20 protein-coding genes and 1 tRNA gene are annotated in these 21,986 nt (G+C 47.6%); 10 read left to right on the top strand and 11 right to left on the bottom strand.

Features of this window, described 5'->3' with window-relative positions; genetic code table 11:
* The coding region (locus tag B2X00_RS00840; RefSeq protein WP_290485726.1) for a TGS domain-containing protein at positions 1-546 on the bottom strand (546 nt) is incomplete at its 3' end.
* A gap of 151 nt (positions 547-697) precedes the next feature.
* Between B2X00_RS00840 and B2X00_RS00845 the strand changes: the two genes are divergently transcribed.
* Together B2X00_RS00845 and B2X00_RS00850 are read left to right on the top strand one after the other, a co-directional pair.
* Positions 698-1,582 (top strand): EamA family transporter, encoded by an 885-nt coding sequence (locus B2X00_RS00845; protein WP_290485727.1) that lies wholly within the window; start codon positions 698-700, stop codon positions 1,580-1,582.
* Between the two features lie 35 nt (positions 1,583-1,617).
* A complete protein-coding gene (locus tag B2X00_RS00850) occupies positions 1,618-1,827 on the top strand; it encodes a CPXCG motif-containing cysteine-rich protein (RefSeq protein ID WP_006955402.1) in 210 nt (69 codons plus the stop codon).
* On the opposite strand, the gene B2X00_RS00855 is transcribed toward B2X00_RS00850, so the two are convergent.
* Positions 1,821-2,432 carry a riboflavin synthase subunit alpha gene (locus B2X00_RS00855; protein WP_290485728.1) on the bottom strand — a complete coding sequence of 204 codons (612 nt, stop codon included), beginning with the start codon at positions 2,430-2,432 and terminating at the stop codon, positions 1,821-1,823. The two genes, B2X00_RS00850 and B2X00_RS00855, sit on opposite strands and share 7 nt — an antisense overlap.
* 151 nt (positions 2,433-2,583) lie before the next feature.
* On the opposite strand from B2X00_RS00855, the gene B2X00_RS00860 reads away from it, so the two are divergent.
* From B2X00_RS00860 to B2X00_RS00870, 3 genes are all read left to right on the top strand, one after another.
* Positions 2,584-3,501 carry a DUF3080 family protein gene (locus B2X00_RS00860; RefSeq protein WP_290485729.1) on the top strand — a complete coding sequence of 306 codons (918 nt, stop codon included), beginning with the start codon at positions 2,584-2,586 and terminating at the stop codon, positions 3,499-3,501.
* 117 nt (positions 3,502-3,618) lie between these two features.
* Positions 3,619-3,695 (top strand) — tRNA-Val (locus B2X00_RS00865).
* Between the two features lie 121 nt (positions 3,696-3,816).
* Complete coding sequence (locus B2X00_RS00870) at positions 3,817-4,815, top strand: NADP-dependent oxidoreductase (RefSeq protein WP_290485730.1); 999 nt, start codon at positions 3,817-3,819, stop codon at positions 4,813-4,815.
* A gap of 44 nt (positions 4,816-4,859) precedes the next feature.
* On the opposite strand, the gene B2X00_RS00875 is transcribed toward B2X00_RS00870, so the two are convergent.
* The 3 genes from B2X00_RS00875 to B2X00_RS00885 all read right to left on the bottom strand — a co-directional run bounded on the left by B2X00_RS00875 (position 4,860) and on the right by B2X00_RS00885 (position 6,543).
* A complete protein-coding gene (locus tag B2X00_RS00875; protein ID WP_006955406.1) occupies positions 4,860-5,051 on the bottom strand; it encodes a helix-turn-helix transcriptional regulator in 192 nt (63 codons plus the stop codon).
* A complete protein-coding gene (locus B2X00_RS00880) occupies positions 5,048-5,455 on the bottom strand; it encodes a hypothetical protein (protein WP_290485731.1) in 408 nt (135 codons plus the stop codon). The genes B2X00_RS00875 and B2X00_RS00880 overlap by 4 nt, the downstream gene beginning before the upstream one ends.
* 128 nt (positions 5,456-5,583) lie before the next feature.
* Positions 5,584-6,543 carry a GGDEF domain-containing protein gene (locus B2X00_RS00885; RefSeq protein ID WP_290485732.1) on the bottom strand — a complete coding sequence of 320 codons (960 nt, stop codon included), beginning with the start codon at positions 6,541-6,543 and terminating at the stop codon, positions 5,584-5,586.
* 527 nt (positions 6,544-7,070) lie between these two features.
* Here B2X00_RS00885 and B2X00_RS00890 point away from each other — a divergent pair.
* A complete protein-coding gene (locus B2X00_RS00890; RefSeq protein ID WP_290485733.1) occupies positions 7,071-7,715 on the top strand; it encodes a restriction endonuclease in 645 nt (214 codons plus the stop codon).
* Positions 7,716-7,744: 29 nt separating this feature from the next.
* Here the strand turns inward: B2X00_RS00890 and B2X00_RS00895 are convergent, their stop codons facing one another.
* The 6 genes from B2X00_RS00895 to zwf form a co-directional block, all read right to left on the bottom strand.
* A complete protein-coding gene (locus tag B2X00_RS00895; RefSeq protein ID WP_290485734.1) occupies positions 7,745-8,446 on the bottom strand; it encodes a dUTPase in 702 nt (233 codons plus the stop codon).
* A 126-nt stretch (positions 8,447-8,572) separates the two neighbouring features.
* Positions 8,573-9,133, bottom strand: coding sequence for a bifunctional 4-hydroxy-2-oxoglutarate aldolase/2-dehydro-3-deoxy-phosphogluconate aldolase (locus B2X00_RS00900; RefSeq protein ID WP_272977502.1), 561 nt, complete (start codon positions 9,131-9,133; stop codon positions 8,573-8,575).
* Positions 9,134-9,141: 8 nt separating this feature from the next.
* Complete coding sequence (glk, locus tag B2X00_RS00905; RefSeq protein ID WP_290485735.1) at positions 9,142-10,158, bottom strand: glucokinase; 1,017 nt, start codon at positions 10,156-10,158, stop codon at positions 9,142-9,144.
* Positions 10,159-10,161: 3 nt separating this feature from the next.
* Positions 10,162-11,982 carry a phosphogluconate dehydratase gene (gene edd, locus B2X00_RS00910; protein ID WP_290485736.1) on the bottom strand — a complete coding sequence of 607 codons (1,821 nt, stop codon included), beginning with the start codon at positions 11,980-11,982 and terminating at the stop codon, positions 10,162-10,164.
* 9 nt (positions 11,983-11,991) lie between these two features.
* Positions 11,992-12,696: a 6-phosphogluconolactonase gene (pgl, locus tag B2X00_RS00915; protein WP_290485737.1), complete on the bottom strand. Its 705-nt coding sequence runs from the start codon at positions 12,694-12,696 to the stop codon at positions 11,992-11,994.
* The gene (zwf, locus tag B2X00_RS00920) at positions 12,689-14,152 is read right to left on the bottom strand and encodes a glucose-6-phosphate dehydrogenase (protein ID WP_290485738.1); all 1,464 of its coding nucleotides are present in this window, start codon (positions 14,150-14,152) and stop codon (positions 12,689-12,691) included. Before zwf ends, pgl begins: the two co-directional genes overlap by 8 nt.
* 128 nt (positions 14,153-14,280) lie before the next feature.
* Between zwf and hexR the strand changes: the two genes are divergently transcribed.
* The 4 genes from hexR (at position 14,281) to B2X00_RS00940 (ending at position 21,927) form a co-directional block, all read left to right on the top strand.
* The gene (gene hexR, locus B2X00_RS00925; RefSeq protein ID WP_290485748.1) at positions 14,281-15,138 is read left to right on the top strand and encodes a transcriptional regulator HexR; all 858 of its coding nucleotides are present in this window, start codon (positions 14,281-14,283) and stop codon (positions 15,136-15,138) included.
* A 15-nt stretch (positions 15,139-15,153) separates the two neighbouring features.
* On the top strand, positions 15,154-16,212 hold the full coding sequence (gene gap, locus B2X00_RS00930; protein ID WP_290485739.1) for a type I glyceraldehyde-3-phosphate dehydrogenase: 1,059 nt from the start codon (positions 15,154-15,156) through the stop codon (positions 16,210-16,212).
* 87 nt (positions 16,213-16,299) lie between these two features.
* On the top strand, positions 16,300-18,933 hold the full coding sequence (locus tag B2X00_RS00935) for a glycoside hydrolase family 16 protein (protein WP_290485740.1): 2,634 nt from the start codon (positions 16,300-16,302) through the stop codon (positions 18,931-18,933).
* 30 nt (positions 18,934-18,963) lie between these two features.
* Positions 18,964-21,927: a TonB-dependent receptor gene (locus tag B2X00_RS00940; protein ID WP_290485741.1), complete on the top strand. Its 2,964-nt coding sequence runs from the start codon at positions 18,964-18,966 to the stop codon at positions 21,925-21,927.
* Positions 21,928-21,986 lie beyond the last annotated feature (59 nt).

The following is a 21,986-nucleotide window of genomic DNA, read 5'->3' on the forward strand; positions in this document are numbered from 1 at the left end:
GCACATATCAATGTATTCTTCGTGGTGGTAAAGACCCGGGTTGGCATCGGTTGGAATATCTTCGTCGAGAATTTCGACTTTGTATGGTTCATGGCGCTCTACAAAGGTTTCACGCGCTTCTTGCCAGCTGACTTTCTTTTTGATGACCTGATACTCGGTTTTCGCGAGCTCTTTCATGCGTTGTTCAAGTTTATCGAGATCGTCCTGCGTCAGTGTGTGATCAACGTCAACATCGTAATAGAAGCCATTATCGATGACTGGACCTATCGCCATTTTTGCGTCTGGCCATAATTGCTTAAACGCGTGACCTAATAAGTGAGCACAAGAGTGACGAATAATATGGACACCGTCGTCATCTTTTGGTGTTACGATCTCAATACGCGCATCGTGTTCAATCATTTCACAGGCATCGACGAGCTCGCCGTCAATACGACCTGCGACGGTGGCTTTAGCTAAGCCAGCACCAATATCTTGAGCCACATCCATAATGGATACAGGTTGATCAAATTCGCGTTGACTACCGTCAGGGAGAGTGATTACAGGCATGAAACTTCCTTTCTACAGTGGTGACACCTACCAAGTGCCACGTGCGCTAACATTGATTCATTGTCGAACCATACGAAATTGTTTACGTTCGGTACCATCGAACGTAAACGCACACTATAATGCACGCTTTTTGTTAGAGCAAGGGTAACACATGGATCTAGCGAGCGTTTTGGGGCAGCTAGCAGCGTTAACAGCAGCCGCTTTTTGGGCAGTGGCTTCGATACTTTATCATCGCGCCGGCGCACACTTCTCAGCGTTACAAATGAATCTCATCAAAGGCGCAATTGCCAGCCCGTTGCTACTCGGCATGAGCGCCCTGTTTGGCACACCGTTGGTATTCAGTGCAGGCCTCTGGTTACTCGCCCTCAGCGGAATGATTGGAATTACCGTGGGCGACAGTTGCCATTTTGCCGCGTTGCGCCGTCTGGGTCCCTGGCACGCGATGCTACTCGAATACTTAGCACCACCTCTAGCTGCATTTATGGCTTGGTTGTTTTTAAACGACGGCCTGTCAGGTATCGAAATTATCGGTGCGCTAGTGACTTTGTTGGGTGTTTTATTGGTCGTCACTGAACGTGCGCCTAATCAGCAGCCGTCGCTGTCCATCAGCGGTATCCTGTTTGGCTGTGGTGCTGCCATCTGTCAAGCAACTGGGCTGGTGATGGCTTTTTCGGTATTACAAACGGATGCTATTGAGCCGATCAATGCGGCATTTATTCGGCTTGCCGCCGGTTCTATTCTATTGGCGCTGATTGTTGGATTATCGCAACGCCACGCTTTCCAAGCGATTTTTCGCCAGTGCCGCACCATTAACCCGACGCCACTGCTGGGTGCTATCTTTTTTGGTACCTTTTTAGCGATTTGGTTACAGCAACTATCTATTGCACATATTAATCCGGGTTTGACGCAGACACTCCTATCGACTGCACCACTTTTTTTAATTCCAATTTCTTTATTGAAAAAACAAAAGATTACCCTACGTTCTCTGTTTGGCGCACTGGTTTCATTAGGTGGTATTGCGATTCTATTTCTATAATTAAGGCTACCCTAAAGAACCAAACGGTGACCGTTATGCACGAGGAAGACCTGACCCATGCAATCGTCCGTTGCCCCCACTGCGGGCATACGACGCAACTCGGTGTAGATAGCAGTAATGGCGATCAGGATTACCAAGAAGAATGTTCAGCCTGCGGTGACCTGATTCATATCCAACTCACCGTCGACCCCATTAACGCACAAACTCGTTTAAAGGTCGACGGCAATGATGAACAATTCTATTGACCGCGTGCAGCGAGGACGCGCTCCACCGTTGTGACAGTCGTGATAGTTTGTTGGTCCATCTCAATGTTCACATTATCGCCTGGCTTCAGTGCAGCCAAGTTCGTCAAGCGCAATGTTTCGGGTATAAGATGCAAACTAAATTTATTATCCTGTACCTGTCCCACCGTCAAACTCGCACCATTCACGGCAATAAAGCCCTTAGCAAATAAGTAAGGCACTTGAGTCTGCGGTAACGACAACCAAGCCGACCAATTATGCTCACTGACTTCAATATCGATAATAGATGCGGTGCAATGAATGTGACCCGAGACATAATGACCACCTATTTCATCACCAACGCGCAACGAACGTTCAAAGTTGACCTCTGAACCCACTGTCAGCTCACCCAGATTAGTCAATCTTAGCGTTTCATCAATCACATCAAATGAAACCTTATCTTGTTTAAAGTGAACCACTGTTAAGCAAACACCGTTTATCGCTATACTAGCCCCCAGTTGAACGCCATCAAGATGATGTGGCTCGACTGAGACGGTCAAATGACGAAAGTTGCCTTTATCAGTAAGCGATTCCACTTTGGCTTTGGTTTGAACAATACCTGTGAACATTTAACTTATGTCCTTAGCTAACAACACAATGCTGACAAGTTTAAAGCTTTTAGTTACGCGACTCCAGCCAAAGCGTTGTGTTAACGCATGGACAGTGGCAATTTTGTTAGTTTCGTTAGTAAGTTGTTCGCAACCATCGACGATATCGAGTTTGCACGCTCTACACGAGCGCGTAGCCTTTACCTTAGATATTGAATTAACGCCGCTCACATTCGAGCCCCGACCGCCGCAGTTACCTGACGTTCGCGTCCTCAAGCCGACGGCATCAACACCCACTATGCGCTTTTTAACAGCGCTACAACTGAATCATTGTCGCGCGGGTCAACTGATTGCTGAACGCAATAGTGCATTAGGTCGCCTTGATGATGGATTCTCTCGTTTTCAAGATGATCAAAGCCTCATTAAAGCGCTCAGACAATGTGCTAAGTCACCGCAGTCAGAAGCTTTTGCTACTGAGCTCATCACCGCTGCGCAGCAACTGAGCGACGAAACGTCTACCCGTCTAGCACGCGCGTTCGCAACGGACAAAGGACTCAGACATGCGCTAACGATGGCTACAACGCCATTAGTAACAATTTCCGATACTGAGTTTAGTCACAGTATAAATGCGTTGAATGCGGTCACTTCATGGCTTGAATCACCGAATTCAGCCGTTGACCTTAATGAGCCGTTAAAAGTTTTGGCGCAAGAAAACTACTTGCCCCAACTGATGCGAAGCATCGCTGAGTACTCTGTTTTACTCACGCAATTTTCCGAGCAGCTGGATAATCTTGCTCAGCCTGCCGGTTGCTTATCGAAAGGTATACCCGAGCGCGCTCACCGTTTACATAGCGCCTTTATTTCAGTTTTTATCAAACAAACACAAGGCGACTTAGCGGATATACAACGCCAGTACCAACGTTTTAGCGAGGCATTAAACACGCTTGCAATGACAGCGCCACAACCTGAGCTTAAACACTATTTAAATCAATGGGCCCTTTACGACGCACGGTTAACGCAGGCAACTAAGTCGTTCGTCCAGCCCTGGCAACAGTTTTTTGAAGCATGTGGATTTAAGGCTGGACGCTAAATTTCGTACACTTTGGTGATTTAACAAGCAAACACACGCTATCCGATAAAAAAGTACTTGCATGCTTAACTTCAAATCAATAATATAGCGCCCGTCTTCACGACAACCCCAAACAGTGCGTCCGTAGCTCAGTTGGTTAGAGCGCTGCCTTGACATGGCAGAGGTCGGTAGTTCGAGTCTACTCGGACGCACCACTTCCTTAAATTTAACAATTTTTATTTTTATACCCTCTGATCCGCTCAAGTTGCTCTATTCGTAAGTTTCGCACATAGTTAATCTGCATCGTCAGTACACTTACCTGTAGCGAGGAGCTTCATGAGCCAATATAAAGCAATTAAACTAGTCAAACGTCCTCAGCCTGGTCCTGTCTCCAAGGATATTTTCGAGATCGTTGAACTCGATCGTCCCAGCGTCGACGACGGTCAAATACTGATTAAACAAACCCACATGTCATTGGATCCCGCCATGTTTGGCTGGATGAGCCCAGACAAAGAAAGTTATATTCCACCGGTTGAACTCGGCTCTGTGATGCGCAGTTCAGGTGTCGGTGAAGTCGTTGCAAGTAAACACCCTGATTTTGCCGAAGGCGATCGCGTCATGGGAATGATGGGCTGGCAGGAGTATGCGCTCAGCGATGGTCAAGGAATTAATAAAGTGCAAACAGATGCGCCCGATGAAATGGTGCTTTCGGTGTTTGCTCTTCCCGGCCTTACCGCAACACAAGGTCTATTAAACGTGGGGAAACCCAAACAAGGTGAAACGTTGGTAGTCACAGGCGCGGCTGGTTCCGTCGGCTCGATTGTCGGTCAAATGGCTAAAGCCGATGGCCTCTCGGTTATTGGCGTGGTCGGTTCAGACGAAAAAGCAGAGTGGATTGTTAACGAACTGGGGTTTGACGGCGCAGTTAACTACAAGACTGATGACATTCCCACCAAGTTAGCTGAATTAACGCCAAATGGCATTGACCTCTATTTTGAGAATACCGGCGGTCCGATTCAACATGCGGTCATGGGACGCATGAATGCACATGGACGCATTGTTGTCTGTGGCATGATTGCGGATTACGATAAAGAGCAGCCAAGCCCTGGACCGAGCTGGATTCCAATCATTAAGAAGCGACTGACAATTCAGGGCTTCACGATGCCGGATCATTTTGATCAAATCCCCACCTTACTGAAACAATTAACGCCTTACGTGACAAATGGCGATATCAAATATCGGGCTCACGTGCTTGAAGGCTTAGAGTCTGCGATTGAAGGACTTAACATGTTTCTCAGTGGTGAGAACCAAGGTAAATTATTGGTCAAACTCTAATAACTGAGCCACTTGCGTTGTATACGCAAGTGGCATTTTACCCACTAGTCGTCAGAAAAAACGTCTTCAATAGTGCATTGGAATACCTTGGCAATTTTAAATGCTAGCGGTAAGCTCGGATCAAACTTTCCTGTTTCAATCGCATTGATTGTTTGACGTGAAACCGACAATGCCTGCGCAAGATCATTCTGAGTCCAGTTTCTCTCAGCTCTTAACACTTTGAGTCGGTTTTTCATCGGTATTTCCTCATCCCTAATAAAAGCGCAACAATATAAGTGACGCCGAGTACCATCATCAAGTGTGAAATCTCAAAATCAAAGCCCAACAAGCTATTTTGCGTTAGCGATGTCGCCGCAAGGCCTAAAACCACACTGATGCCAAGCGCTAAACTCATCGCCTCTAGCTGAACCTTTCGTTGCAGTTCGTCTTGATGGTCTAAGTGACGTTTGTTCGCCCATATCATGGCAGCACCCATAATGATGTTTACTACGCTAGCTACATAAGTCATTGTCGAACTGTCCCACCATTGCTTAGGTCCGAAGCTCGCCAGCGCCAACGTAAGTACCCATAACCCTGTCCAAACCGCCAGTAATTTATTCGATCGGCACTGCTGTTGCTGCCACTCGTTAAGTTCAGTCATTTTTGTTCTCCATTTAATAAAGTAAATAAAACACGTCATAATGTAAAATAGACTTTACCATAATAGACGCACAAAGAATTAAGTCAAGTTTATTTGACATGGCTAATGAGTAATCGCTGGTGAGTCCCTTAGCGCGCTAGCTCGACTCGGTTCCGTCCGTTTCGTTTTCCTTTATAAAGCATCTCATCAGCACGCTGAATGAGCAGATCCAAACTGCGCTCATTGCTTTTCAGTGCGATACCCACGGTGATACTGACCGAAACTTGATTTAAGGGGGATGGTAACTCGATTGTGTTAACATTGGCGGTTAATCGCTGAGCTAACGTGACCGCTTCTTTATGATGCGTGTTCGGCATCGCCACGATAAACTCTTCACCACCAAAACGACCCACCACATCGACACGTCGAAGCGATTGACGAATGGTTTTAGCAACCTGCTTAAGTACCTCATCACCCCGTGTATGGCCCCAAGTATCATTAATTTGTTTGAAGTGATCGACATCTATCATAAGTAAGCAAAATGCCGAATTTTCGCGTAAAGCTCTTTCTAATAAGGCCTCAGCTCGCTTAATGAAATGACTGCGCGTATCAAGTTCCGTTAAGGTATCCCGCTCGGCTAACCTTCTTAACTGTGCTTCGAGAGACTTTCGGTGTTCTACTTCTTGTTGCAAGGCTAAATTCTGCTCGCGCTCTTCATTTAATAGCGAAAACTGCTTACGTTGGAGAATTTCAAGTCTTAACAACGCGCAATAACCGACAATATTCGCCATGATAAAAAGAAGAACGAGACGCGTGGCAGTAGGTGCGGAGACGTCGGCATAGGCCACTGAAGCTACTATAAACCCAATACTGAGAAATCCGCTCGCCCAACTGGCAATGGTTAATAAACTTGGAATGAGTAGGTAAAACGCCATGATGGCGACAACAACAGCCGTTATTTGCGTGTAAAGGCTTTCGGGCCTTAAAGGCACGATCGAGATAATACCCGCGGCAAGAACCCATAACGGCAAGGCATGAAGAAGTGGTTTTCGAGAAAAGCTACCGACCCGGCCAATAATCAGCGCAAAAATAACGCATGTTGAAACCACTATAACCCGCATCGAGATTAATATGTAAAATTTCAGTCGAGTCACCAAGCAAGTTGTAATCTGTGATCGCAAACATTGCAAATATAAAAGAGACAAGTACCAACGCTAATCGAGACTCACGTCTAACTCTGAGCTGAATAGACTCTCGGTAACTTAATTCCTGCTGTATCTCTTTAAACTGCCCTGTTAGCCAATGTATGTCGCATTGTTTTTGTTTTAATGACAAACGGAAAAATCCTATAAATGAGTTATATCGATACGCATTCTAATCGTAAACTAAGGCTAAATGCTTAACAAATGAATACAGTTTAAGTTAAAGAGAAATACGACAGGCTTCAAAATCTTGAGTTAAGAAGAGCATAGGCTTATGATAATAAAATAATGTTACAAAAAAGCGTTGAGCGTTTTTCGTAAAATTAAGAAAGCTTCATATACCCAAGGAAGGAACATGGCGCGTAGAAGTAAATCATTAGTCGAGAGCCTCCTCGATCTTTTTGCAAGTTGGCCTTGGTACATCAGTCTTATTCTTGCCCCTATTATCTCTATTACAATTTGCACTCCCGGCGCTTCTCGTCATAGCCAGTATCGTTTCATTAATAAAATCTTTATCGAGCCAACAACGCTATGAACGTGTTATTCAGTCGTCCGAGCCTGCCGTATTAAAAACCGTGGATTGGGAACATTTTGAGCAACTCGTTGGCGAATTTTTTAACCGCGACGGCTATCATGTGAAGCCAACGCCCGCTGGACCCGATGGTGGAATTGATTTAAGGATTGAACGTGACGGTCGCTTATATTTGGTGCAGTGTAAGCAGTGGAAATATCGTAAAGTACCTGTTTCAGTCGTAAGGGAACTATTTGGTGTTGTCATAGCAGAAGGCGCCGCTGGTGGCTTTATCGTAACGTCTGGCGAGCTGACGCATGACGCGCACATTTTCGCAAAGGGAAAACCCATACATATTATCAATGGCGAAACCTTCCATCGATTTGTGCGACAACGCGAAAAAGCCGCTGTTAGATTTCCCCCAAGCCCAAACACACGTCCAACCACACAGGTTTGCCCCAAGTGTGAAGGGCCTATGGTAAAACGCGTAGCCGGTCGTGGCCCCAATAGAGGCGAATCTTTTTGGGGTTGCAAGCGGTTTCCAAAATGTAATGGCACGCGCCCATAGTGTTAGGTTAGTCGCGCATGATGCGCGACCTACGCAACATGGGTGTCATAGTAATTGAGTAAAAGGGATATTGCATCGTCAAGCGGCGAGTCACTCTTCAGGATGTCAGCACTGTCGAGTAGCAAACGCATCATCACTTGGTTATCCTCTTCCTCTCGCCACATCTTAATGTAACTGCCCTCTTTATAGCCCCGTTGTTGGCGCACATGATTCAGCGCATTTTTCCCGACGTAACTAATATAAACGGCTTCCGCACTGCCGTAGGCTTGATACAACATGCTAAATAGCTGCGTCAATGATTCATTACCAAAGCACAAGGGACGGTTTAAGTCGGGGCGCCCTTCTAACGCAGTATGACGCAACAACCATCGGGCATCACGGGCTTCGTCGGCACTGGCACGAATGCTCGCTTCAGCCAGCTTAAGCGCAGCGGTCTCGACGGGGCTTGCACTGCCGTCTTCTACCAAAATTTCGATAACGTCAGACACCGCGAAGTGCAGCACATCGATCAACTCCATATTCGCTTGAGCATGGTCGACGGTTTGCTTTTTCCACCACTTGTAGCCGAGGTGTTCATAGCGCTCTCCAAGCTCCACAATAACCGCCGCAAAATCATCACGCGTCAATTTGGGCGCCATCGGCCAATGCGCATCAAGGCCCTGGTTAAATTGAGTTTGTAAATTAGCAATTTGTTGGGCTTGTTTGACCGTTAATTGAGTGTCGACGGGCATGGATACATCCTCGGTTGAGTAATTAGGCGAAAACTCAGTATATAGTAGCGGCTCGCACTTAACCCATGCAACAGGGAGGGACAATAGATGTGGGTTACCTGAAATACAGATAACCCAGTTGCAACATTACTTAGGCATGATCCATGAGCCACCCACGCAACTTACGTTCGGTAACGCGAGGTAGTCTTGGTAGTTGCTCTCGTTGATACCGCCTGTGGGACAAAAGCGAATATCAGGGAACGGTCCATGAATCGATTTCAATAATTTTACGCCGCCAACGGCTTCAGCCGGGAACAACTTAAACCGATCATAGCCGTACTCGATCCCCATCATTAATTCGGATACGGTTGCAATGCCGGGAATCAATGGAATATCAGCGCCCTTGCCGGCCTCTAATAAAGCGGGCGTGGCACCTGGACTTATCGCAAATTGTGCACCGGCCGTTTGCACTTGGGTCAGCTGAGTGATGTTTGTAACGGTACCCGCGCCAACAATAGCATCGGGGAGCTCGCGGCGCATTTCCTCAATCGCGTGTAACGCAGCGGGCGTCCTTAAGGTTACTTCCAACACTTTAAAACCTTGCTTACAGAGTGTTCTTCCGAGCGGCACAGCCTGTTGAATGTCATCAATGACAATCACAGGTATAACGCTCGACGCATTAAGAATATCGTTAGCAGAATAGTTCATCAGAGTCCTCAATCGATATCAGCTGTCGCTGGTGCTTTACGTAATGTTTGTTTTAAGTACTGTGCTACGCCACGCATGCCAGCATGTTCGGCGGTTATCACATAACAGGGAATCGACTCGGCTAAATTACAGAAACGACCCTTTTGTTCAAATCGTGTTCTAAATTCGGAAGCGGCCATGAGTGGCAGTAGTTTGGGTACTACACCTCCTGCAATATACACACCGCCGCGAGTGTTAAGTGTCAGCGCAAGGTTGCCGGCAAAACTGCCCAGGCTGGCAAAAAACTGATTGACCGTCTCTGTCGCTATCGCATCGCAGTTCGTTAAAGCACGCGCTCCAATGGTCTTTGCGCGTAATGGCGGTACTGCTCTGTCGTGGTAGTGCGCGATAGCTTGATAAAGGTTTTCAATGCCGGGACCGGAAAGGAGCCGTTCTGCTGATACCCGGCCATCAAAACGACGTGCCAGAAATTCGTGAATCGCCCATTCCTTTTCGTTAAGTGGCGCCCAATCCGCATGACCCCCTTCACCTGGCAGCGGCATTACATCGCCGTTAGGCAAATGAACTAAATGTCCAACACCTAGGCCCGTACCTGCGCCAAGTACGGCACAGGGAGCGGTTTCGACCTTTTTACCACCGCCGATTTTCTTTGTTTCGCTTTTATCAAGCGTCAACAAGCTCATTGCAGCGGCAGCGAAATCGTTCAATACGATAAAACTAGTTAACCCCAGCGCTTCACGCGTACCACGTACGGAGAATTGCCAGTGATGGTTAGTCATTTGAATCGAGTCACCCTCCGCCGGACAGGCTATAGCAATCGCTACGTGCTCTAATGCAACGCCTTGCTGATCACGATATGCAATCAAAGCATCGGTTAGATTTAAATAGTCCGCACAAGGAAACACTTGTATGCGATCGAGTTCAAAGGTTTTTAAGTTGATGCGACCGAAACGCGCATTGGTGCCACCAATATCTGCGACCACGGCAAATTCCGTGCTTAGGTCGAGCTGTGAGTCGTTTACCATTTACTAATCTTCCCTAAAGAGCACGGATGCGCCTGACTCAGCGCCACTCAAACTATCTCGAAAGTTGCCAAACAACTCTCGTCCCATGCCAAATTGATATTCTGATAAATCTGGCGCGACTATATCACGCGCGTTTAATTCATTCTCGTCAACAAGCACCTCTAAACGGGCATTTTCAAAGTCAACGCTGACCAGATCACCATCCTTGATCTTCGCGATCACCCCGCCGTCGACCGCTTCGGGCGTTACGTGGATGGCGGCTGGAACCGTGCCTGATGCCCCCGACATACGTCCGTCGGTGACTAACGCGACATGATAACCGCGCTTTTGCAAAACACTCAGTGATGGTGTGAGTTTGTGTAATTCCGGCATACCATTCGCTTTGGGGCCTTGGTAACGCACGACGACTACACAATCTTTGTTTAGTTTGTCTGCTTTGAACGCGTCTACCAATTCATGTTGACTGGTGAACACCACAGCCGGTGCAGTGATTGGTTGAATACCCTCTGGCAGGGAGGATGTTTTGATGACCGCACGCCCCAAGTTACCAGACAGGACCTCTAAGCCTCCATGCTTATTGAATGCTTGGGTGTGCGGTCGTAAAACGTCTTCGTCGAGCGATTCTTCAGCAATATCGACCCAGGTCAGCTGCCCTTCTTCGGTGAGCGTTGGGCGCTGCTGATATTTGTCGAGCCCGTGGCCGACAACCGTCTCAACGTCGTTGTGTAATAAATCGGCTCGCAATAATTCACGAATTAAGAACGGCATCCCGCCGGCGCGTTGAAAGTGATTAATATCCGCTTGTCCGTTTGGATATATTCGGGTCAATAACGGCGTAACGGAGGATAATTCAGCAAAATCATTCCAATCGACTTGATAACCCGCTGCTTTCGCTACAGCGACAAGGTGCATGGTGTGGTTGGTCGAGCCGCCTGTTGCCAACAGCCCAATGATGCCGTTTACAATCGTTTTAGCCGTCACAATCTCGCCAATAGGACGGTAATCGGCACCCAGATCGGTTATACGTGTGACGTGCTGCGCAGCGGCACGAGTCAATTGCTCACGCAGTTCACTGCCAGGGTTCACGAACGACGCGCCGGGCAGGTGCAAACCCATCATCTCAATGACCAACTGATTAGAGTTGGCAGTGCCATAGAACGTGCACGTACCGGCTGAGTGATAAGATGCAGATTCAGCGTCAAGTAACTGCTCTTTATCAACTTTACCTTCCGCATACAGCTCGCGGATACGCGCCTTCTCTTTATTAGAGATGCCCGACGGCATGGGGCCTGCAGGTACGAAAATAAATGGCATATGGCCAAAGCTCAATGCTGCGATCAAAAGACCCGGTACGATTTTGTCGCATATGCCGAGCATCAAGCCGCCATCAAACATGTTGTGAGACAAACTCACTGCCGTTGCCATGGCAATGACGTCACGGCTCAGTAGACTCAACTCCATACCCGGTTGCCCTTGAGTGACCCCGTCACACATGGCAGGTACGCCACCAGCGACTTGTGCGACGCTGCCAACATCGCGAATCGCCCTTTTAAGCTTTTCCGGATAATCATGATAAGGCTGATGGGCCGACAACATATCGTTATACGCAGTCACGATACCAATATTGGCTTTCGTCAAACTGCGCAGTTCGCTTTTATCTGATTGCCCACAGGCGGCAAAGCCATGCGCTAGATTGCCGCAAGACAACGCACTGCGGTGTGGACCTTTACGGCGTGCATGTTCCATGCGTTCTTGATAGGCCTGGCGTGTTGCTTTGCTGCGCGCTTCAATACGTTGCGTGACACGTTCTACTATCGGATTCATAAACACCTCTTACGCAGCTGAGTAGTAAACATCAATGGGCGTTGTTCCGGCATGAACAAAATCACTAATGGGGTATTTCTTTGCATCAGGTTGCTCGATAGCGGTTTGCAATACCGACCATTTATCGTCGCCCGTAATGTGGAAAAACACATTATGGCTGTTCAGTAAGCGCTGTTTGGTTAAGCTAAGTCGCGTGTAGGGTGCCGTCGTTGGCTGTGTCGCTATAAGCGCCTGCGGTTGGGTTAGTCCAGCCTCAAGTTGCTGGCAACACGGAAAGAGTGATGCGGTATGTCCGTCATTACCCATTCCTAACACGACCACATCGAACTTCGGTAAATTCGCAACTATGGATTCTAAGGCAGTCGCTGCATTTTCCGCGTGCTCATGACCGGTAAAAAGACTAACGTACTTAGCAGCAGCCGCTTTATTTTTTAATAAGCAAGTTTTTATCAGTTTATCGTTGCTATCATCTGAATCGGGCAATACCCAGCGTTCATCGGCTAACAGAATAGTCACCTTTGACCAATCGAGTGGTTTTTGATTTAGCTCAGCAAACAAGGGCTTAGGAGTGCGTCCACCCGACACGACAAGCGTCGCGGCGCCTTTCTGTTCAATGGCGCTCGCAAGAATGTTTGCGATACGATCGCTTAATGAACTGGATAATGCTTGGTTACTATCAAAAGTATTCACGTTGATTCCCTCTATTTTATTCATCCCACTGCCTTCCGTCATGCGCTAATAAAGAAACGGCTGATACAGGCCCCCAGGTGCCGGCGTGATAAGGTTTGGGTGGTTGTTCGTTTTGTTCCCATGCAGCGAGAATGCCATCGACCCAGCGCCATGCATACTCGACCTCGTCACGGTGCACAAATAAGTATTGGTTACCCTGCATTGCCTCGAGCATGAGTCGCTCATACGCATCGGCAATACGTTTTTTCTCAAACGTCTCGTCGAAACTTAAGTCCAATGTCGTGGCTTTAAGATGCATCTGTTTACCCAACCCTGGAATTTTGTTAAGCATCTGAACTTCGACGCCCTCATCCGGTTGTAGTCGAATAACGAGTTTGTTGGGCTGTAACTCAGCGGTTGTATCGCTGAAAATATTGTGGGGTTGTTTCTTGAAAGTAATAACGACTTCACTGCGCTTTTCTGGCATTCGTTTGCCAGTGCGCAAATAAAATGGAACGCCTGACCAACGCCAGTTATCAATATTGACTTTGAGGGCAACAAAGGTTTCTGTATCGCTGTTCTCGCGAGCGCCCTCTTCCTGCAAATATCCCGGCACTTTCGTCTCACCGATAAAGCCACCTTGATACTGACCTCGTACCGAGACATCTTTGCAGTTTGACGTATCAATCGGTCGTAAAGCTTTCAACACCTTTAATTTCTCTTCACGGATGCTCTCTGCATCCAGTCGTGAAGGCGGTTCCATTGCGATTAACGACAGCACTTGAAGTAAATGATTTTGCACCATGTCGCGCAACTGACCTGCGTCGTCGTAATAGCTCCAACGCCCTTCAACCCCAACTTTTTCGGCAGCCGTAATCTGAATATGGTCGATAGCCGAGTTGTCCCAGTTGGATGCAAACAATGCATTGGCAAAACGCAACGCCAATAAATTTAGTACGGTTTCTTTACCGAGGTAATGGTCGATTCGATAGATTTGACTCTCTTGAAAGTACTGCGCCACCGCTTGATTAATCGTTTGTGAAGAAGCCAAATTGTGGCCGATCGGTTTTTCCAGAATCACCCGCGTACTTGCTTGAATCAGAGATTGACCGCTCAATCCCGCGCAAATTGTTGCGTATAAACTCGGTGGCGTGGCGAGGTAGAACACGCGATCGACGTCTTTAGCGATCACCGCTTTAAGCGTTTCGTAGGCTTCAGCTTGCGAAAAATCCATTTCAACATAATGAAAGCGCTTACAAAACCGCTTCAACACATCATCAACCAATTCATCATTAGACACAAACGTTTGCAGCGTATCCTTAACGCGCTCTTCAAACTGACTGGCACTTAATTCCTCTCTGGCGACACCAATAATTTTACTCTCTTGATGCAATAACCCACTGCGATCTAATTGAAAAAGCGCAGGAATTAACTTGCGCCGTGACAGGTCACCCAGCACCCCAAATAACACTAAATCACTGCGTTGCAAACTGTCTGTCATGCATGCCTCGATTAATTTTAGCTGCTTGTTTTTGTAACTTTACTACATTTAGACTAGTGTAAAGGTGATAAGTTTGTCAATATAACAAATAATTTCGTAACTAAATTACATAATGAGCCGTGAAACAGATGGATTTAATTAACCGTATCTCGTCAGAGCAAAATCAGTTCAGCAAATCTGAACGTAAAGTAGCCGCATTGATTTTGCATGAGCCCGAACAGGCCATTCACCGAAGCATTGCCAGTTTGGCGGCTCTGGCGGAGGTCAGTGAACCGACCGTGAATCGGTTTTGTCGACGCTTGGGCTGCAAAGGCTATCCTGACTTTAAGCTGCAGTTGGCACAAAGCCTCGCACAGGGTACGCCATTCGTGAACCGAGATATCGAAGAAGACGACAATGTTGATCAAATCACACAAAAGATTTTTGACTCGACATTAAATGCGTTGAGTATTGCGCGGCAGTCGCTGGATAGCCGCCCTATTGCTGCCACCGTTGAAGCCTTGGTGGGTGCTCGAAAAATCGCATTTTTTGGTTTCGGGGCGTCGGCCTCTGTGGCCCACGACGCACAGAATAAATTTGCCCGATTTGATACGCCATCGGTGTTTTCAGATGACCCACTTGTCCAACGTATGTGGGCTATAAATAGTGAACCTCATGATGTCCTTGTTTGCATTAGTCACACAGGTCGCACAAAAGCACTTTGCGAAATAGCAGCCATTGCACACGACAATAAGGCAACGGTCATCGGTATAACGGCACCGAATAGCCCGCTATCCGAAAACTGTCAATTGACCGTGTCGACAAACGTGCCCGAAGATACCGACCAATATATGCCAATGGCTTCTCGTATTGCTCAGCTAGTACTGATCGACGCAATTATTGCCGGTTACACATTGCAACGAGGACCAAAATTTAGAGAAAAACTCGCGCGTGTAAAAGAGGGTCTTAAGGGCTCCCGTTACAGCAAACAAGCCACAACAAAATAATAGTTAGGAGTAGTTATGCCCATCCGTATAGCAATAAATGGTTTTGGACGAATCGGAAAAAACATTGTACGCGCTCTTTATGAACGCGATTTGACTGACCGTATCGAGCTCGTCGCGATTAATGACCTTGGCTCACCCGATGTGCTTGCACATCTGCTTCAATTTGACACGGTACACGGTCGATTTGCCGCACAAGTGGAAGCTGGCACAAATAGCTTGTCGATAGATAATCACACTGTCAGTGTTTACGCTGAGCGTGACCCAAGCCAGCTGCCCTGGCAGGCGCTAAACATTGATGTTGTACTCGAATGTACCGGCTTATTCACAGAACGCGATAAAGCTAAAGCACACATTGATGCCGGCGCGAAAAAAGTGATTATCTCTGCCCCGGGAAAAAACGTTGATGCCACTGTTGTCTTCGGTGTGAATGATGAAATTCTAACAGCGGACATGGATATTATTTCGAACGCCTCCTGTACAACTAACTGTTTGGCACCGGTGGCGAAAATACTGCACGAATCCCTGGGTATTGAGTCCGGGTTGATGACCACCGTGCATGCATACACTAACGATCAGCGCTTAACTGACTCCTATCACAGCGACTTACAACGTGCCCGAGCGGCTGCACAAAACATGATTCCATCAAAAACAGGCGCAGCTGCCGCGGTTGGACTCGTGATTCCCGAGTTACAGGGTCGTTTTGATGGTTTGGCTGTGCGTGTCCCGACCCCGAATGTGTCTTTAGTGGACCTCAACTTTATCGCAGCACGTGATACAACCGTAGAAGAGGTGAACGCTATCGTTAAAGCCGCTACAAACCAAGCGCCTATGAGCCAGGTCTTGGCGATCAACGAGTTACCTTTGGTCTCCTCTGACTACAATCATAATGATCATTCGAGTATTTTTGATGCGCGCCAAACTCGGGTCAATGGACGGTTAGTTAAAGTGATGGCGTGGTACGACAATGAGTGGGGCTTTAGTAATCGTATGCTTGATAATACAATAGCTCTGATGAATGCGGCGTCCAAAAAGGTTGTCACAAATTCGAAACAAGAAGTTAATACCACACATTGACGTTGTTAATTTTTTGTTCTAGTTTGTGAAAGCGCTTACATTTTCAACGCAGCCGTACAACAAGAACGATGAATCAGGAATTCAATTATGAACCCGATAACAACAAAAATACGCCCTATTGCCGCAGCGCTAGTTGCGCTCGGCCTCGTAGGGTGTGGTGGCGACAGTGTCGAAACCAACACTGACTACACCCAAATTGATACCACTGCTCCCGTTGAGGACTGGGAACTTGTTTGGAGTGACGAGTTCGACGGTGACAGTATTGACGAACGTAAATGGAACTTTGAAGTCAACTGCCAGGGTGGCGGCAATAATGAGCAACAATGCTACACCGACAGTCCTGACAATGCGTATGTTTCAGATGATACTTTGAAAATAGTTGCCCTTCCGGCTGAAGAAGGTGCTGAGAAGCCTTATACATCAGCACGTTTAAACAGCAAAATGAAAGGTGACTTTAAGTACGGCCGTATCGAAGTGCGCGCAAAAATGCCATCAGGACAAGGTAGTTGGCCCGCAGTTTGGATGATGCCAACCGATTCAGTTTATGGTACTTGGCCGAAATCCGGCGAAATTGATATTGTCGAAGCCGTTAATCTTAAAACGACCGACGAAGAAGGTAATGTTGAGAACAACATTCACGGCACCCTACACTACGGTAGCGAATGGCCTGATAACGATTCTTCGGGCAAGTCATACGCTGTAGAGGGCAATCCAGCAGACGAATTCCACACCTATGCTATCGAGTGGCAGCAAGGTGAAATTCGTTGGTACGTGGACGACTACCTCTACGCAACCCAAATGGAGTCCACCGTTCGCTACAACAGCAAAGGCGAAGCCATTGGTCTAAACCACCAAGGTTGGTATACCGAATTTTATAACCAAAGCACTGGTGAGCTTGAAGTTGCATACGGTCCTGAGCCTTTCGACCAGCGCTTTTATCTCATCATGAACCTTGCAGTAGGCGGTGATTGGCCTGAAAACGTCAATAACTTGGGTATCGATGAAAGCGCTTTCTCAGAAGGTCAAACGTTAGAAATCGATTATGTTCGCGTTTTCCAGTGTTCACAAAACCCTGATACGGGCAAAGGTTGTGAAACCGTTCGTGCAGGTTATAAAGACGAAGAAACTCTTGTAACCGGTAAAGCCCCTATTCCAGTACCCCCGAGTACAACTATCCCCGACACACTCACCATTTTTGACGGCACGCCTAACCCCGCCTGGCCTGCGTGGGATTGCTGTGGTGGTTCAACACCTGAACTAGTCAGTGATGCAGATAAAGGTGATGTGTATAAGTTTGTGGTTAACGAAACACCTACCGTGAATGGCTTTGTCAGTCGCGAAGCATTCATCGAAGACGAAACCGTTTCTCCACAACCTTACGATGCAACGCAAATTATTGAGTCAGGTTACTTCACTTTCGATTTAAAAGTGGTCACCCCACCAAGCAATGGCAGTGCAGAATGGCTATTTAAAGTTGAAAGTAACGACGCTCAAACCGCAGGGCAGGTACCATTAACAGCGAGTGAAGAAGGTGTTGCGCCCACTGTAGGCGAATGGCAAACCTATACCTTTCCAATCCAAACACTGGTTGACGCTGGCTTAGAGCCTACTGCAATCGATGTGTTAATGATCTTCCCGACATGGGATATGGGTAATGGCGCCGAATACCTCGTTACCAACGCTGAGATCGTGTCACCAGAAGCAGCCTCACCTGAACTGGTTTTATTTGGTGACAGCGAAAATCCTGACTGGCCGATGTGGGACTGTTGTGGTGGCACAACGCCCGTTGTTGTTACTGATGAAGAACGTGGTAATGTCGCGGAGTTTTCTGTCGGTGCTGAACCCGCAGTATTGGGCTTTAAGCCCCCCGAAGATTCAGGCATCAAATTTGATGCGAGCGCTCTAATGGTCGAAGGTGTCGTTCAGTTCGATTTAAAAGTCGTTGAGTCACCGTCCAATCCTGACGCTGTCTGGAAATTCAAAATTGAATCCAATAATGCTGAGTCAGCGCTTGAACTCGACCTCACTGCGGGCAGTGGTGGCGCAGAGCCGGTCGTCGGTGAATGGCAAACCTATACCTTTAGTTTGCAAGAAATCGCCAATCAAGACTTTGACCTCTCGGCAATCGACGTTGTCATGATTTACCCTGCTTGGGGTACTGGTGAAGGCGCTGTCTACCGTGTTGATGAGGCACGCATTTATAACCCGAGTGCTGGGCAGGAAGGCTTGGCTATATTCGAAGAGTCTTTGAATGAGGACTGGAATCTGTTTGACTGCTGTGCCGGCTCAACGCCTGGTGTCGTTGATAGTGGCGATGACCATGGACAAGTCACTGAGTTTGTTATTCAAAGCAACCCAGAGACGGTGCTCGGCTTCCAAGCTAAAGAAGACGTTTCATTTGATGCTTCGGCCATGCTAGCTAACGGTGCAATCAGTTTCGACATGCGAGTTTTAAGTCAGCCCGAAGGCGCTGACGCACAATGGTTGTTTAAAGTTGAATCAAGCGATAGCAGTGTTTTCGTAGAAGTTCCTTTGGCGAGTGGCAACTATGGCGAAGAGCCCGTTGCAGGCGAATGGGCAACATACAACTTTACACTACAGTCACTGTTTGACGCCGGTTTAGACATCAGCGATATCAAAACCATTATGATTTTCCCAACCTGGGGTCAGTCGCTCGGTGCTGAGTATCAATTGGATAACTTAGTCATCGATAACTTCTAAGCAGTACGACAAACAGAAATGGATAGAACAATGAAAAAACCAATGACGTTTAGCATAAGTCCTGTTGCAACGGCAGTGTCACTCGTACTGACCGCAGGTCTCGCGTTTCCTGTATACGCACAAGATCAAGGACAAGATAACGAAGAGAAAGCCAAAGAAGAGTCCATTGAAGTCATTAATGTCAGTGGTATTCGCGGCAGTTTAGCACGCTCAACTGACTTTAAACGTCAGTCGAGCGGTGTCGTGGATGCCATTTCGGCAGAAGAAATGGGTAAATTCCCTGATACCAATTTGGCAGAATCACTGCAGCGTATTACCGGTGTATCGGTAAGTCGAAACGACGGCGAAGGCAGCCAGATTACAGTGCGTGGATTTGGTCCAGAGTTTAACTTAATTACGTTAAATAACCGCCAGATGCCAGGCACAGGTTTTACTCGCTCATATAGTCTAGAAGCCCTCTCTTCTGAAGGTGTAACAGCTCTGGAAGTGTATAAAACAGCTCGAGCAGACACGCCGAGTGGCGGTTTAGGCGCAACAGTGAATATTGTCACCACGCGTCCGTTCCAGCACTCTGGGCAGAAGTTCGTAGTCATGGGTAAGGCGCTACACGATAGTTCAGTCGAGAAAGGCGATAGCGTGACGCCAGAACTGGCTGCGGTATACAGTAATACGTTTGCCGACGACATGTTTGGTGTGTCAGTCTCGGTATCTCAACAACGCCGCGATTTTCGTCAACAGTATGCCAATATTCAAGGTTGGCAGGCGAACGTAGGTTTACCGGATCTTGACGAGGGGGACTACGTTGACCCCCGCCCGATTGGCGAGGATGGTGAACGTATTGGCAACCACTTCTTCCCGAAAGATATGAACTATGGCTTTACCGACGTTCAAAACGAACGCACCAATGGCCAAGTAACATTTCAATTTGCGCCCACCGACACCATGGTGTTCACCGCTGATTACACGGGTTCACGTCGAACCTCGGGTCGTGTCGGATTCGGCTGGGGCATTTGGAACGAATTTGGTGGCAACATCAACTCGTATATCTTAGATGAGAACGGCACGGCCGTTTACGCCGATATCGCGGGCAATGACGCCTCATTTACTGCAAACTGGGATACCACTGAAATCGAAGCGGACTCAGTCGGTTTGAACCTGACATGGGACATTACCCCCGACTTCCGGCTTTGGGTCGATGCACATGACTCAAGCAACAGCATCGACAACGGTGCTGATCCAGGTCTTGGTTCCAATGGTCAAATCATTATGGGCTCTGACCAGCTGCAAACCAAAATCTACGACTATCGTAACGGCGAAATCCCTCAAGCAAGCGTACTTTGGAACAATGGGACTTCGGTGCTAGCGCCAAACGAAATTGGCTCTAACTTTGGTCAATTCATTCACTCCCCAGGTGAGTCAAACGTAAAACAGTATCAGGTTGAAGGTACTTGGTATAACTCTGTGCTGGATATCCCTCTGGTTTCTGTGAAAGCGGGTATCTCACGTACCGACCAAGATATGGGTGGTTACGAAGCGTGGAGTGGTTTACGCGGTGGACCCGGCTTCAGCCCGAGCTTCGCCGAAATATTCCCTGACGGCATGTTCGAGTACCATGATACCAGTGGCTTTTTAGACGAATTTGAAGGCGGTGGTTCTGATTTAGCACAGAACTACTATTACACCTACGATTATAACGAAGCGCTGGCGCGCCATGTCGCTTATCTAACCGAAGATCTGATGGGTGCCGATGAATTCGTCGCTGATGCGTATTATGATGGTATCGATAGTCAAAGTTACGTGCGCGAACAAACCGACGCTATCTTCCTGCAATCAGAGTGGGAGTTTATGATCGGTTCGTTCTTAACCGAGCTCAATGTTGGTGTTCGCTACGAGACCACGGATGTTACTAGTACTGTACGTCAACGTGTTGAACAACAAGTCAATTGGGTGAGCGCTTCAGAGTGGATCATGCAATACGAGCAAGGTGATGCAACCTTCTTAACGCAAACCGGCGAACACGATGTGTTCTTGCCGATGCTCGACTTGAAGGTTAACTTCACCGATCAATTGATTGGTCGCTTCTCTACGGGTAAAACCATCTCTCGTGCTCCGTTAGGCGCACTGGCAGGCGGTCGTAGCTTATCAGCGAGTCCAAAACCTGGCGCACGCACAGGTAGCTCAGGTAACCCTAACCTGTTGCCATTTGAGTCAACCAACCTCGACTTAGCCATCGAATATTATTATGGCGAAGGTAGCTACGCATCGGTTGGTTACTTTAAAAAGGATGTTGATAACTTTGTTCAAACCACCATCACCGAAACGACCGTAGAAGGTTTGCGTGACATCTTTGAAGGGCCTCGCTATCAGCAGGCTGTCGCTGATGTTGAGGCACGCGGTGATCAAGCCACCAGTACGGCAATCTTTGAGCAAATGATAGCCAACGGCTACGGTAATGCAGATGGTGCTATTGAACCGAATGCAGATGACCCTTTAATTGTTTGGAGCATTAGTCGTCCGAGCAACACCGATAGTAAGAGCGTAGACGGCTTTGAAATTGCAGCTCAGCACCTCTTTGGTCGGTCGGGTTTTGGTTTAGCTGCCAACGCAACATTCGTCGATGGCGATGTACGTTTTGATGTGACTAGCCTCGAGCAGCAAGCACCGCTTACAGGATTAAGTGACTCAGCCAACTTTCAAGCATTCTATGAGAAAGATGGTTGGTCTGTCCGCGCTACATACGCTTGGCGCGATAGCTACCTGATTGGTGTTGGTCAAGCACAAGGTTCTTCAGATGCGCCACCACAGTTCGCTAAGTCATATGGACAATGGGACTTAAGTGTTAACTATGACGTGACTGAAAAGCTAACGGTATTCTTTGAAGGTATTAACCTCAACAACGAAACCGAAGAAGGTTACGGGCGTTACGAAGAGCAGTTTTTATTCGCACGTCAATACGGTCCGCGTTACGCAGTCGGTGCACGTTACACCTTCTAAGCTTGCGTAACTCAGTTGCTTGTTGTCTTCCCTGGACCAACAAGCAACACCCATTAAAA

The organism is Idiomarina sp. UBA3162 (assembly GCF_002364475.1).
In the GTDB taxonomy this organism is placed as follows: domain Bacteria; phylum Pseudomonadota; class Gammaproteobacteria; order Enterobacterales; family Alteromonadaceae; genus Idiomarina.

What these genes read in the sequence shown, in the direction of transcription:
- B2X00_RS00845 (WP_290485727.1), top strand. Translation starts at nt 698, where the DNA reads ATGGATCTAGCGAGCGTTTTGGGGCAGCTAGCAGCGTTAACAGCAGCC.
- B2X00_RS00850 (WP_006955402.1), top strand. Translation starts at nt 1,618, where the DNA reads ATGCACGAGGAAGACCTGACCCATGCAATCGTCCGTTGCCCCCACTGC.
- B2X00_RS00855 (WP_290485728.1), bottom strand. Translation starts at nt 2,432, where the DNA reads ATGTTCACAGGTATTGTTCAAACCAAAGCCAAAGTGGAATCGCTTACT.
- B2X00_RS00870 (WP_290485730.1), top strand. Translation starts at nt 3,817, where the DNA reads ATGAGCCAATATAAAGCAATTAAACTAGTCAAACGTCCTCAGCCTGGT.
- B2X00_RS00875 (WP_006955406.1), bottom strand. Translation starts at nt 5,051, where the DNA reads ATGAAAAACCGACTCAAAGTGTTAAGAGCTGAGAGAAACTGGACTCAG.
- B2X00_RS00880 (WP_290485731.1), bottom strand. Translation starts at nt 5,455, where the DNA reads ATGACTGAACTTAACGAGTGGCAGCAACAGCAGTGCCGATCGAATAAA.
- B2X00_RS00895 (WP_290485734.1), bottom strand. Translation starts at nt 8,446, where the DNA reads ATGCCCGTCGACACTCAATTAACGGTCAAACAAGCCCAACAAATTGCT.
- B2X00_RS00900 (WP_272977502.1), bottom strand. Translation starts at nt 9,133, where the DNA reads ATGAACTATTCTGCTAACGATATTCTTAATGCGTCGAGCGTTATACCT.
- glk (WP_290485735.1), bottom strand. Translation starts at nt 10,158, where the DNA reads ATGGTAAACGACTCACAGCTCGACCTAAGCACGGAATTTGCCGTGGTC.
- edd (WP_290485736.1), bottom strand. Translation starts at nt 11,982, where the DNA reads ATGAATCCGATAGTAGAACGTGTCACGCAACGTATTGAAGCGCGCAGC.
- pgl (WP_290485737.1), bottom strand. Translation starts at nt 12,696, where the DNA reads ATGAATAAAATAGAGGGAATCAACGTGAATACTTTTGATAGTAACCAA.
- zwf (WP_290485738.1), bottom strand. Translation starts at nt 14,152, where the DNA reads ATGACAGACAGTTTGCAACGCAGTGATTTAGTGTTATTTGGGGTGCTG.
- hexR (WP_290485748.1), top strand. Translation starts at nt 14,281, where the DNA reads ATGGATTTAATTAACCGTATCTCGTCAGAGCAAAATCAGTTCAGCAAA.
- gap (WP_290485739.1), top strand. Translation starts at nt 15,154, where the DNA reads ATGCCCATCCGTATAGCAATAAATGGTTTTGGACGAATCGGAAAAAAC.
- B2X00_RS00935 (WP_290485740.1), top strand. Translation starts at nt 16,300, where the DNA reads ATGAACCCGATAACAACAAAAATACGCCCTATTGCCGCAGCGCTAGTT.
- B2X00_RS00940 (WP_290485741.1), top strand. Translation starts at nt 18,964, where the DNA reads ATGAAAAAACCAATGACGTTTAGCATAAGTCCTGTTGCAACGGCAGTG.